The organism is Streptosporangium sp. LJ11, assembly GCF_051918945.1.
Classification (GTDB): domain Bacteria; phylum Actinomycetota; class Actinomycetes; order Streptosporangiales; family Streptosporangiaceae; genus Streptosporangium.
The window spans coordinates 94,074-105,949 of sequence record NZ_JBPXMB010000030.1 but is presented as its reverse complement, the minus strand read 5'-3'; the positions used below and the strand labels follow the sequence as shown (position 1 = coordinate 105,949).

At 70.7% G+C, this 11,876-nt stretch carries 10 protein-coding genes; 6 read left to right on the top strand and 4 right to left on the bottom strand.

The features are described 5' to 3' along the window. The coding region (locus tag ACTOQ3_RS35740; RefSeq protein WP_440087890.1) for an endo-1,4-beta-xylanase at positions 1-520 on the bottom strand (520 nt) is incomplete at its 3' end. 463 nt (positions 521-983) lie between these two features. Continuing rightward, positions 984-1,841 carry a 3-methyladenine DNA glycosylase gene (locus ACTOQ3_RS35735; protein WP_440087889.1) on the bottom strand — a complete coding sequence of 286 codons (858 nt, stop codon included), beginning with the start codon at positions 1,839-1,841 and terminating at the stop codon, positions 984-986. A 237-nt stretch (positions 1,842-2,078) separates the two neighbouring features. Between ACTOQ3_RS35735 and ACTOQ3_RS35730 the strand changes: the two genes are divergently transcribed. Then, the gene (locus ACTOQ3_RS35730) at positions 2,079-2,648 is read left to right on the top strand and encodes a dihydrofolate reductase family protein (RefSeq protein ID WP_440087888.1); all 570 of its coding nucleotides are present in this window, start codon (positions 2,079-2,081) and stop codon (positions 2,646-2,648) included. A gap of 473 nt (positions 2,649-3,121) precedes the next feature. After that, complete coding sequence (locus tag ACTOQ3_RS35725; RefSeq protein ID WP_440087887.1) at positions 3,122-4,741, top strand: pectate lyase family protein; 1,620 nt, start codon at positions 3,122-3,124, stop codon at positions 4,739-4,741. 172 nt (positions 4,742-4,913) lie between these two features. Here the strand turns inward: ACTOQ3_RS35725 and ACTOQ3_RS35720 are convergent, their stop codons facing one another. After that, a complete protein-coding gene (locus tag ACTOQ3_RS35720; RefSeq protein ID WP_440087886.1) occupies positions 4,914-7,289 on the bottom strand; it encodes a polysaccharide lyase 8 family protein in 2,376 nt (791 codons plus the stop codon). Positions 7,290-7,421: 132 nt separating this feature from the next. Beyond that, positions 7,422-7,652 carry a hypothetical protein gene (locus ACTOQ3_RS35715; protein ID WP_440070578.1) on the bottom strand — a complete coding sequence of 77 codons (231 nt, stop codon included), beginning with the start codon at positions 7,650-7,652 and terminating at the stop codon, positions 7,422-7,424. 321 nt (positions 7,653-7,973) lie between these two features. Here ACTOQ3_RS35715 and ACTOQ3_RS35710 point away from each other — a divergent pair, with 321 nt between their 5' ends. The 4 genes from ACTOQ3_RS35710 to ACTOQ3_RS35695 all read left to right on the top strand — a co-directional run bounded on the left by ACTOQ3_RS35710 (position 7,974) and on the right by ACTOQ3_RS35695 (position 11,829). After that, positions 7,974-9,104 carry a DUF418 domain-containing protein gene (locus ACTOQ3_RS35710; RefSeq protein WP_440087885.1) on the top strand — a complete coding sequence of 377 codons (1,131 nt, stop codon included), beginning with the start codon at positions 7,974-7,976 and terminating at the stop codon, positions 9,102-9,104. Between the two features lie 318 nt (positions 9,105-9,422). Continuing rightward, positions 9,423-9,671, top strand: coding sequence for a DUF6400 family protein (locus ACTOQ3_RS35705; RefSeq protein ID WP_440087884.1), 249 nt, complete (start codon positions 9,423-9,425; stop codon positions 9,669-9,671). Further along, on the top strand, positions 9,658-9,891 hold the full coding sequence (locus ACTOQ3_RS35700) for a hypothetical protein (protein ID WP_440087883.1): 234 nt from the start codon (positions 9,658-9,660) through the stop codon (positions 9,889-9,891). Before ACTOQ3_RS35705 ends, ACTOQ3_RS35700 begins: the two co-directional genes overlap by 14 nt. An 807-nt stretch (positions 9,892-10,698) precedes the next feature. Further along, complete coding sequence (locus tag ACTOQ3_RS35695) at positions 10,699-11,829, top strand: hypothetical protein (RefSeq protein ID WP_440087882.1); 1,131 nt, start codon at positions 10,699-10,701, stop codon at positions 11,827-11,829. The last annotated feature ends 47 nt before the right edge of the window (positions 11,830-11,876 follow it).

The following is an 11,876-nucleotide window of genomic DNA, read 5'->3' as shown; positions in this document are numbered from 1 at the left end:
AGGCGTAGATCTTGCCCTTGTAGTGGTTCATCACGCCGTTGATGTGGTTGATCATCGCCTGGCGCAGCGCGTTGCCCTCCATCGACCGCATCCAGTTCGGCTGCTGGTTGTGCCAGGCCAGCGTGTGGCCGCGCACCCGCTTGCCGTTCTGCACCGCCCAGTTGTAGACCCGGTCGCCGCCGGAGAAGTTGAACTGGTTCTGGTTGGGCTCGGTGGCGTCGATCTTCATCTCGTTCTCGGCCGTGATCATGTCGAACTCACGGTTGGCGATCGTCGTGTACTGCGAGTCGCCGAGCTTGCCGGCGCTGATCGCGGTGCCGAAGTAGCGCCCGCTCTGCTGGGCCGCCGCGCCGAGCGTGGACGCCGCGGCACCGGCGGAAGCGGCACCGGCGGAGACCTGGCCGGTCACCGCCGTGAGCGTGCCGAGCACGAGGGTGCCGAGGGCGCCGGCGACCAGGGCACGGCGAAGGCCGCCGAGAGGTCGCCGGGTGCCGGGCGGGGGTATGGCGTTTGTGCCCATGCCTGAGCCTCCATAACTGCGTCACGGGAAAGCGGGAACGCGGGGGACGGCCCCGCGAACTCGACGCCGCGCCCATTGCCGGGGAGGCACACCACCGGGGCGTCGCAGACGACGGCCCTGCTGCGTACCACCGGCCCGGCCGTAGGAGGACGCCTTGGGGACTCAGTGTGGAAACCTCCCCGAAATACGTCAAGGTCGCCCAGAAACTTTCGGTTGACCCATCGGGGCATGCAAACCCGGCACATGTCCCAACCTTTGTCCCTGCCTCCTGAAACCTTGCGGGATCATCGCACCGGGGCGAGCCATGCCCGATGTAAGTTTCAGCACCGTGCCCGCACCGATCAGGGGGTGGGGATCCCCGACGGCACCGGATGGGCCGTGCTCGGCCGAACGCACTCTCAGCGTCCCGGGCGCCGGAGCCCTGACGGCACCCGCGGCCTCACAGCGGGTCGGGGGAGGCGGGTCAGGAGCGGGTGCCGGCGAGCAGCCGTTCACAGGAGTCGAGCAGGCGCTGCCGCAGCGGCCTCGCCCGCTCGGCGAACCCCCGCTGCTCGGCGGCGTACTCGGCCCGCCCCTCGGGCGTCTCGATCCGGATCGCCCGTTGACCGAGCGAGCTCAGGTCGTACGGGCTGGCTCGCATGTCCACGGCGCGGATGTCGCGGGCCAGCGTGAAGCAGTCGGCGACCAGCTCACCGCTCACCAGCGGTGACAGCTTGTACGCCCACTTGTACAGGTCCATGTTGGCGTGCAGGCAACCCGGCTGTTCCAGCTCCGGCTGCCGCTCCCGCGTCGGCTGCAGCACGTTGAGCGGGCGCGCCTCGGGGGTGAAGAAGCGGAACGCGTCGAAATGGCCGCATCGCACCCCCCGCTGCTCCACGACCTCCGCGATCTCCTCCCCGCTGAGCCGCAGCGGCCAGGCCTCGTGCCGCACCTCCTCGGCCTTGTAGACCATCGCCCACTCGTGCAGGCCGAAGCAGCCGAAATATCCCGGCCGTGCCGCGGTGGCGGCCAGCAACCGCATGATCCACTCGATGGAGGACCCGCGCCTGTCCAACAGCGCCGCGGTGTCGAGCGTGGCCCCCTCCGGAGTGTCGAGGTAGTCGCGGCCGAAGTCGCGCGCCCCTTTCAAGGTCACTCCGGCCCCCGGATGCCACTTCCGCAGCCGCGCCGGCCGGTGCCCGTAGTAGGTGAACAGGAAGTCCTCGATGGGGTGGGCCTCGCCCCGCGCCCTGCGCGCCAGGTGCGGCTCCGCCCACACCTCGACCCGGCGCCGGTGGGCCTCCGCCCGCGCCCGCCACTCCTCCGGTTCCAGAACCTCCACCGCTGAATGGTACGCGCGGGCCGGTGGTGCCCGGCGGGCGGCCCGCACGCCCGCTCCCGGAGGATCGCCTCGGTCCCGCCGCCCTCGGAGGGCCGTCGCCGGATGAGGAAAGGCCGTCGCCGGGCGGGAGGAGGTGAGAGAGCCGTCGGCGAATGTCGAGAACCCGGCGAGGGCTCCGACTCCCGGGTGACAGCGCGCTCCGAGAGCGCGAGAGATCCATAGAGACGGGACGTCATCATGGGCGAGCTCATCCACTTCGTACACCAGTCCCTTGACGGTTTCATCGAGGGGCCGAACGGCGAGTTCGACTGGCCGCGGATGAGTCCGGAGCTGTCCGCCTACTCGCGGGAGCTGACCGGCGGCGACACGGTTTTCCTCTACGGACGTGTGGTGTGGGAGATGATGTCGGACTTCTGGCCGCAGGCCGAGCAGCACACGACGCACGAGCATGACCTGGCCTTCGCCCCGGTATGGCGTGAGGCGTCCAAGATCGTGGTCTCCCGCACGGTGGAGAAGGCCGGCTGGAACACCCGGGTGATCTCCGAGAACGTCGTCGAGGAGCTGACCGCGCTCAAGGAGTCCGGCGCCACGCTGCTGCTGTTCGGCGGGTCCGTGCTGGCCTCCCACCTCACCGAGCACGGCGTGATCGACGAGTACCGGGTCTTCGTCCACCCTGTGATCCTGGGCGGCGGCAAGCCGCTCTTCCAGGAGCAGAGCCACCGGGTCGGTCTCGAACTCGTCGAGTCGCGGACGTTCGACTCCCAGGTTGTGCTGCTCCGGCACCGGCGCGCGGACGCGCGGGGGTGATCGCCGCCCGGCGCGGACGCGGGAAAATCCCCGCGCGTTCGCGGGAGAACTTTCGCGTCGCCTCCGGACCGGCCTCGACGGGTTCCCACCTGGGAGAACGGCGTTCCGGCCGGGCGGAGGACCGGGTCCTCGGGGTCTCCGAACGAACTGGGCGCTTGACTGCACCTTTCTCCGGGCGTAAAAGTGCGAAAAGAGTTGGATAGCGCTTTCCCACCCTTCGTCCCAGAGCGTCGTGACGGGTCTGCTCGGCGTACTCCGCCGCAGGTCAGCCATGCCCACAGTCCCCAGCCAGGGGATCGTGGGCGGGCTCGCACGCCGCCCGACGGACATCGTTCGCCGGGACCCCGGCGACGTCGGCGCGTGACCGCGGAACGCGGCACGCTCGCGTCGCCGGTCCGGTCCCGGCGCGAGGCCATGGCCGACCGGACCGGGAGCACGGCCGGTCGGTACTGACGGAACTTGGAGGTTCCACGGTGCGAAGAAGGAAAGGGCTCGGCGGCTCGCCGTTCACCGCGCTCGCGACGACGCTCGCTCTCGCGGTGATCGGGGCGCTGGTGCTCGTGGCGATGCCCAGCGCGCTCGCCGCGTCGTTGTTCGGCGACAACTTCGAGGACGGCAACTCCAACGGCTGGTCGAAGTCCGGGGGAAGCTGGTCGGTGGTGGCCGACGGCTCCCAGGTGTACCGGCAGTCCGGCACCGGCGCGGACGCCAGGACGGTGGCCGGTACCGGCTGGTCGGGCCAGGCGGTGCAGGCGCGGGTGAAGCCGATCGCGTTCAACGGCGGCGGGCGGTACGTCGCGGTGCTGGCCAGGGCGCAGAGCACCAGCAACTACTACTTCCTCGGGCTGAGCAACTCGGGCTCGGTCGTCCTGGGCAAGCGGACCGGCGGCGCCCCCACGACCCTCGGCTCGGCCGCGGCGACGGTGACCCCGGGCACCTGGTACACCCTCAGGCTCGAGGCGTTCGGCACGACGCTGCGCGGCTTCGTGAACAACGTGGAGGTCGTGTCGGCGACGGACTCCACCTTCTCCTCCGGCAAAGTGGGCCTCGCCGGTTACTACGCGAGCGCGTCGTTCGACGACGTGCAGGTGACCGACGTCGGCGGGCCGAGCGAGCCGCCGGTCACGCCCACGGTCACCCCCACCGTGTCACCGCCCCCGGGCTCCTGCCCCACCTCGGGGACGCCCGTCGGGTTCGCCTCGGTGAACGCCTGGGGCCGTAACGGGACCACGGGCGGGGCGGGCGGGCCGACCGTCGAGGTCGACACCGCGAGCGAGCTGATCTCCGCCATCGGCCAGAGCGGGCCCCTGAACATCTGCGTACGCGGGATGATCACGGTTCCGGCCGGTATGCACAACGTCACCTCGAACAAGTCGATCGTGGGCATCGGCTCCACCGGCGGCATCAGCGGCGGCGGCCTCAACATCGGCCTCCCCCTCGACAACTCGGTCACCTCGCCGCCCGCGAACGCCGTGAACAACGTCATCATCCGCAACCTGTCGTTCCGGAACGCCAGCGACGACTCGATCAACGTGCAGATGTTCTCCCACCACGTCTGGATCGACCACAACGACCTGGCCGACGGGTACGACGGGCTCATCGACATCAAGCGCGGCTCGTCGTACGTCACCGTGTCGTGGAACCACACGCACGACCACACCAAGAACATGCTGCTCGGCCACGACGACGGCAACAGCGCACAGGACGTCGGACGGCTGAAGGTGAGCTATCACCACAACTGGTTCAACCAGACCCCGCAGCGCAACCCGCGGGTGCGGTTCGGCGAGCCGGTGCACGTGTTCAACAACTACTACGTCTACAACACCGACGTCGGGGTGGCCTGCCAGCTGAACGCCGGGTGCCTGATCGAGGGCAACTACTTCGAGCGGGTCGAGGTCCCGGCGACGAACACCTACGCCGGCACCGCCGGCAGGTGCGTCGCGCGGAACAACGTGCTCGACGACTCCGGCCCGCCCGAGTGCAGCGGCAGCGTGCAGGAGGCGAGCTCGTATTACGGCTACACCTTGGACGACCCGAACTCCGTGAAGGCGATCGTCAGCGCGGGGGCCGGGGTCGGCAAGATCGGCGGCTGATCTCCCGGAGTCCCTGGAAAACCCCTGGGCCGGGTTCCGGCGGGCGGCTCACTCCGTCGCCCGCCGGGACCCGGCCCCCGTCCCGTGTGGCGTGCTGGAAATCTCCGCCGGAACGCCGGTGGGAGGCGTCGCTCCTTCCGCCTCCCACCGGCCGGCGTCGAACTCGTGACGTTCACCGGCGGGGGCGCGACCCGCCTCCCGCGTCCCCGCCGCGGAACAGGACCTGGCCGAGGCGTACGGTGACCGTGTTCGAGCCGCCGCCCCGGCCCGCCAGACGTCCGAAGGTGAGCGTGAGGCCCGCGCCGGTCGTGGCGCCCGACAGGAGGGGATGCCCGCGGAGCACCTCGGTCACCGGCCGGTTCCAGGTGACGGTCAGCTCGTCCAGGTCGCGCCGGGGATCCGACACGGTCAACGTGGCCGTACCGTCGCCGCCCTCCCTGACGAGGACCGCGCACGGGGCGGAGGCGGCGAGGTCCCCGGCGGCTCCGTCGTTCCAGAAGTTGACGGCGGTGATCCCGAGTGACGGTACCCGGACACCCTGCTGCCGGGCGGTGTTGGCGAGCACGCGCGCCCAGCCGGGGTCGGCGGCGCGGGCCCGGGTCTCCGCGAGGCTCGCGCCCGGCAGCAGCAGGTAGACGTAGCCCGCCGAGACGGGATCGACACCGTGGTCGAGCCAGAGGGTCACGTAGCTCCGGGTCACCGGGTCCCGTCCGCCGGCGCGTTCCTCGCGCAGCGTGCGCAGGCGGGTGCCGCAGGGCAGGACGTAGCCGCCGTGCCCCTCCAGGTGCGCCCAGCCCTTCCCGTCGTCCACGGTGAGAAGCGCGCCGGTCCTGCGGTTGTCCACGATGGTCTCGACGGGTACGCCGTCCTCGGCGGTGATCCCGGCACCGAGGCAGACCACCGCGTCGTCGAGGAAGAACCACGACTTGAAGGCGTCCAGGGTGCTCTCGAAGCCGTTCAGGTGCTGGCCGGCCGTCGCGTACACGCCGTCGGTGGCGCCACCCACCCAGCGGCACGGCGGGCAGGTGTCGCCCCACGCCTCACCGGCGCCGTCGGCCAGCCGCCGGGTGGAGACGGTCGTGCCCGGCAGGCGGTAGGGGTCGACGGTGGTCCAGAAGGAGTCGGAGTACTGGTCGCCGTGGCCGCCGGCCCACCAGTAGAGCATCCCCGAGCCGGTGTGCCAGCCGCGGAGGTTCTCGCCGTTGCCGTGCTCGTAGTGGCCGACGCGGTGGGAGGCCATGCTGAGGCCCGCGCACCAGCCCGGCCCGCGGTGCACGGCGCGGGCGCTCATCGCCAGCAGCCGGTGCCCGGCGGGTTCCTCGGCCGCGGGTACGGCGTCGTCGTCCAGGATCGCGGCGAGGCGGGCGTGGAATCCCAGGTCGTCGTCCTCGGCCGCGTCGAGCATGGGCCGGTGGGTGTCCCGCAGCGCCCACCCCTTGACCATGCCCTGCCAGCGGGACCGCTCGGCGGCGGAGGCCGTCTCCCCGAGCAGCAGGATCGCGGAGGCGATCGCGCGCCCCCTCCGGTGGTCGCCGTACGGCTGCCTGCCGATCGCCCGGCCGCTGACCAGGTCCATGCAGAAGCCGTCGTGGACGACCGGCGCGAACGTCCTCTCGACGCTGTCGAGGACGACCTGCCGGTTCGGATCGGTGACCTCCCACGGCGAGCCGCGCAACACCGCGAACAGCGTCGCGAGACCGGACAGCAGCGTCGCTCCGTACGTGCCCTGGTAGGGGACGGTCGTGTGCTGGACGAAGGAGCCGTCCCGGTAGAACCCGTCGCCCTCGGAGACATGGGGGAAGACCGGGGAGAGCGCGGAGACGGCCAGCGCGGCCTTCGCCGGGTCGGAGCCGAGGATCGCCCGCAGCAGTGTCACCACGCACAGGTCCACCCGGTTGGCCCCGGTGCTGGTCCCGCTGTAGTCGTCCAGGCGGCACTCGGGCAGGAAGTGGTCCACCGCCTCCCGCAGCGCCCCGCTCTGCCGCTCCGTCAGGTGCGGGCCGATCAGCAGGGCCGCGTCGAGGAGGTTCCTGGGGGTGCCGATCTGCCAGTACCACCAGTTGCCGACCTCGTCGGCGTCCGCGGCGTACACCCGCCGCCGGTAGTGGTCGATGCCACCCGCGACGGCCGCGGCCAGGCTCGCGTCGCCGGTCAGGCCGGTCCCCGGCAGGGCGTACGCGCGGGCCATGGTCCGCAGCCGGGCCGGGGTGGCGCCGAGCGAGGGGAACGCCAGGTCGGGCCAGAGCGACGCGTCGGCCGGCGCCATGGCGTCCCGGTACCCGGCCGCCCTCCTCCCCAGCATCGCCAGCCGGGTCCGGTACGGCTCGGCCGTCGCGTCGAACCCCGACCCCGCCGTCACGTCCCGCCACCGGTGGCGCAGCGGGGCGAGGGGGTCGGCCGGCGTGCGCGGCGTGGTTTCCGGGTGTGCGGTTCCGATGTGCGCCTCCGCCTGCGCGGTCTGCGTATACGCGACATGCGCCGGGATCAGCGCCCCCGTCGCGGCGACACCGCCGAGCTGAAGAAACGATCTCCGGGAATGTCGGTTCACGCCTAGATTGTCAGGTGGAAATCGTCCTCACCGCGGATACCACGCCGCATCGCTCCCGTGTGACCGGCCCGCCGCGGCCGCCGGGGAGGCCGGCTTCCCCGGCCGGGCGGGAGCGGCGACCGTCCTCGGGGATCAGAGATCCACGTCGCGGGAGGCGACCACGCGGACCCCCTCGGGCTCGTGACCCGCCGGGGTGACCACGACCCGCCTTCCCTCGTCCTCGTAGCCGTGCTCGGTCAGCCACAGCAGGGTGTACGGGTCGAGCCGGCTGAAGTCGACCGGGGAGGCGGGCGAGAAGATGTCGTCGCCGGACGAGACGTCATCGGTGTCGCCTTCGACGATCGACAGGGTGTACGCGGTCATGGCAGCCTCCGGGCCGTGGTCTTCCTCGGAGACGTCCATACCCCCGGGGACGACCGCACTCCCCTGACCTGGCGATACCCGCAGGCGCACGCCGTCGCCCGGCCCGGCCTCCGGAACGATCAAGGGGGTCCGGCCTCCCGGGGGCGGGGAGCCGTGCGGGCTCCCGTCCGTCCTCTCCGCGGGCGCCGGCCTCCTCCCCGGGAATCCGGCCGGCACCGCATGTGCCAAAAGTCATTGTGCCGGCGGCAACGTCTTCCTAATCTCGGATGCATGGCTCAGGGCGGCGTGCCGGACGGTCGACGCATTCATGAGATCGACGCGGTGCGCGGATTCGCTCTCGCGGGCATCCTGGCCGTGAACATCGAGTTCTTCGGCGACCCCGGGCTGCTGGCGGCGATGGGCGGCGAGGGCGGGGTCGGGGGCGGGGAGCACGGGCCGGTGCGGTTCGTCGTGCAGGCCCTGCTCGAGCTGAAGTTCTACGTCATCTTCTCCTTCCTCTTCGGTTACTCCTTCACCCTGCAGATGCGCTCGGCGGAACGCGCCGGGGCGAGTGTCAGGGCGAGGACCCTCAGGAGATGCCTGGGCCTGTTCGTGATCGGCGTGCTGCACGGGCTGCTGCTGTGGGTGGGTGACATCCTCACCCTGTACGCCGCGCTGGGCCTGGTGCTGCTGGCGGCACGGAACATCGGCGCGCGGGCCGCCACGATCGCCGCGATCGTGCTCATCTCTCTGACGTCGGCCGTCTTCCTGCTTCTGGCCGGTCTGACCGTCCTCCTCCCCGGGGCACCCGCCGCGGGCACGGGCACGGGTACGGACACCGCGGAGGCCGCGGAGGCCGCGCGGATCCTCGCCGCCACCACCGGCGGTCCTCTCGACTACCTGAGTCTGCACCTGACGCAGTACCCGCGGATAGCGATCATGATCTGGCTGCTGCAGGGGCCGATGGCGATGGCCCTGTTCCTGCTCGGCCTGGCGGCCGGCAAGGCGCGGCTGTTCGAAGAGCCGGACCGGTGGGCCCACCTGCTCGCGAGGGTTCAGTGGATCGGCTTCGGCCTCGGCCTGCCCGCGGGAGTGTTCTACGCGGTGACCTCCGGCCGGCGCAACACGGCGGAGCTGGTGGCGGTGGCGCTCACCATCGCGACCTCGGTGCTTCTCGGCGCCGCCTACGTGGCCACCCTGCTCCGCCTGATCAGGCGGTTTCCCTCGGTGGCGGGCGTGCTCGCTCCCGCCGGCCGGATGGCGGCGTCCAACTACGTCGGCCAGTCCGTGCTGCTCTGCCTGGTCTTCACCGGTTACGGCCTGGGCTTGATGGGCCGGATCCCGCCCCTCGGGGTGATGGGCATCGCCGTCGTGATCTACGCGGCGCTGCTCGCGCTGAGCGCGTGGTGGCTGCGCGGCCACCGTTACGGTCCCGTGGAGTACGGTCTGCGCCGCCTGACGAACTGGAGATGACGACCAGGGGTCGTCCGGGACGCGGCCCGGCCCGTTCACAGGGAACGGCTCGGCGATGCGGGGAAAGGCGCGGTGAGGGCGTACCGGCCGGCGGCTGCCTGTAACACGCATCACACAGAAATACGACGAAAGCCGCATAAGGTATGTAGCGGACAAATCTCCCCAATGAAGGGCTTCCTCCCAAGGCGCGTACGGCCGGTCGCGAAGAGCGGCTCGTCCCCGGCGGAGGCGAGTCCCTCCCCGGTACCGCCCGGAGGCCCCGCCTTCTCTCCGGGCCCCCTCTCCGGCGCGCCCGCCGGCCGACCGGAAAGTCATGCGATGAACCAGGACGGCACCAGCCCGCACACCGACTTCGAGATCGACCTCACCCTTGAGGAGACTCGCCGCCGCGCCGCGGTCATCGCGGCGCTGGAGCCGGGCTGGGACCCGGTGGCGGTCATGCGGGGCGAGGAGGAGGCGTACGACCTCCTCTACTCCGGTCTCGACGAGCGGCAGCAGGAGACCTACGACATGCTCGTGGCCGCCGGCGTGCTCCCCCGGAGGAGGCCCGGCCGTGCTGCCACTTGATCCACACGCCGACCTCGGGCGCAGGGCGTGGGTGCCCTGTCCCTCCTGCCGGGACCACCGCGACTGCGACGACTGCCTCGGCGGGCGCAACTGCGGGGAGCACTGGCGCTACCTCCTGGGCAACGCCGGAAGCCTGCTGCACCTGCAGTGCCCGGGATGCGCCCACCTGTGGAACCACGAGACGGGTTTCGGCGCGGGCGGCGGAGCCGCGCCCCACTGACTTCCCGAAGGCGCCGACCGGGCGCGCCGGCCCGCCGAAGGCGCCGACCGGACGAGTCCCGGCGGGGATCGCCTCGGACGCCCCGCGGCCCCTGGACGGCGGCGTACCCGTTCGTCCTCGTCCCGGGCGATCGCGCGCCCGCACGTCCCGCCGGGCGGCTCCCCGAGGGCGGAAGGCCGCCGTCCGCGCACCCCTGGAAAAGCGGGGGTTCCAATTACCCGAACGCGGGCCGGGAGCCGAACCGCCAAACAGAGGAAACGCATACATATCAAGTTGCTATGACGGCTTGCACCAATCCGGAGTGGGAAACGGTATCGCGATCTTCCTGTGCGCGACGAGGGCGCGGGCGACCGCCGGAAAACCGAACAGGAGACGAACGCCCGGCCCGCGTCAGGGAAATGGCAGTTCAACAAGAAACGTGAAGGATCATCCGAAACCTCGGTGAGGCCGTACTTCTCTAGAGAACCGGTGGCACGGTCCACCCGCAGGATGGCAGCAGGTGGGGGCATTGCCGGTTTCGGACGGGCCGTATATCTACTTAGGTGTTATTTATAATCCAATAACCATAAGTGGCAATTACTGAGCCCTTTACCTTCCAAATAGATCACGGTCAGTCTAATATTTGGACCTATGTCATGGCGTGCATCAGATTTCCCAGATGGACAGGCTGGGTCCTCTGGCCGTGGCAGTGGTTCCTCTAGGCACGATTCCGAACACGCATCCGACTGGCATCCCGAACGCCTCCTGTCATTCGATTGGCGGAAGGTTATTCTGTTCACGGCCGTATTAGCGATCATCGCCGTGGCGGTGTTCTGGCTCGCGACCAGAGCACCCTCCGGTTCGTCCCTGGCGGCGAACCCCACCCCCGACCCTTCGGACACCGGCTGGGAGAAGGCTCCTTCCTCGCCTTCACCGACGCCGACCCCCGCCCGCTCCACTCCCAAATCGACCCCGAAACCCGCCGGAAGCGGCACGGCCACGTCCCCCCGCCCCGAGGCCACCCCCACGAGGCGGCCACGGACCGAGACCAGGACCACCCCGCCGCCCGCCGACCCGCCGGCCGGATCCCGCTCGCCCCAGCTCACCGCCAAGGAGGCGTACGGCATCCACGGCCGCTACCAGCGGGGGTTGTCGGTGGCCCAGGCCAGGAAGGACCAGGCGGCCATGGCGAAGCTGGAGCACGGGCTCGCGCTGGAGATGACGAGGGCGGGTTTCAAGACCGCCGAGATGCAGGGAACCTCACTCGCGACGGGGATATGGCCCAACCCCCAGGTGTGGATCCCGCGTCATGTCGAGGGCGCCGCCGACTGGTTCGTGGCGGTCTCGTACGAGCCCGGCGTCGCGCGGATCGTCGACGTGATGAGCTCGGCCCCCGGCGGCTGGCGGCTCGTCGCCTCGGCCGCCGACACGCGCGCCACCCCGGCGCGGTTCCCCAAGATAGCGACCGACGGCGAGGGGTACGCGACGAGCCTCCCGGAGAACGCCACCGGGCTGAGCTCGACCCCTCGCCAGATCGCCCGCGCGCATCTGGCGAGCCTGGAGAACGCCGAGGTCGACCCGCGGTTCGACGAGGGGCCGTGGACCAGCGAGGCCGCGTTGTTCTGGCAGCAGGAACGCGTCCGGCTTGAGCAGGCCGACTGGAAGATCACGCTGTCGTACCGGCTTGAGGGACCGGTACGCGCGCTCAGAACCAGTGACGGGGGCGCTCTGGTCTGGTACGGAGCCCGATCCACCGAGCTCCGCGAGGCGGTTCGGGAAGGGGCGAAGGTCAAGCTGAAGGGCTCGGCCGCCGTCCGCACCCGCGACAAGGCCTTCGCCCACTCGGTGAGCGCCACATACGGCCGCATGTATGTGACACATGTCCCCCCCGCCGGCTCGAACGAGCCCGCTCGCGTGCTGGGCGAGTGGAGCGACGTCCTGGAGAGCCACGGCGACTGACGTTTTCACCGGAAGAAAAGGAACATTCTAATGACACCCTCACGTAA

Coding starts and splice junctions, on each gene's coding strand:
- ACTOQ3_RS35705 (WP_440087884.1), top strand. CDS start 9,423: ATGAACCAGGACGGCACCAGCCCGCACACCGACTTCGAGATCGACCTC.
- ACTOQ3_RS35730 (WP_440087888.1), top strand. CDS start 2,079: ATGGGCGAGCTCATCCACTTCGTACACCAGTCCCTTGACGGTTTCATC.
- ACTOQ3_RS35715 (WP_440070578.1), bottom strand. CDS start 7,652: ATGACCGCGTACACCCTGTCGATCGTCGAAGGCGACACCGATGACGTC.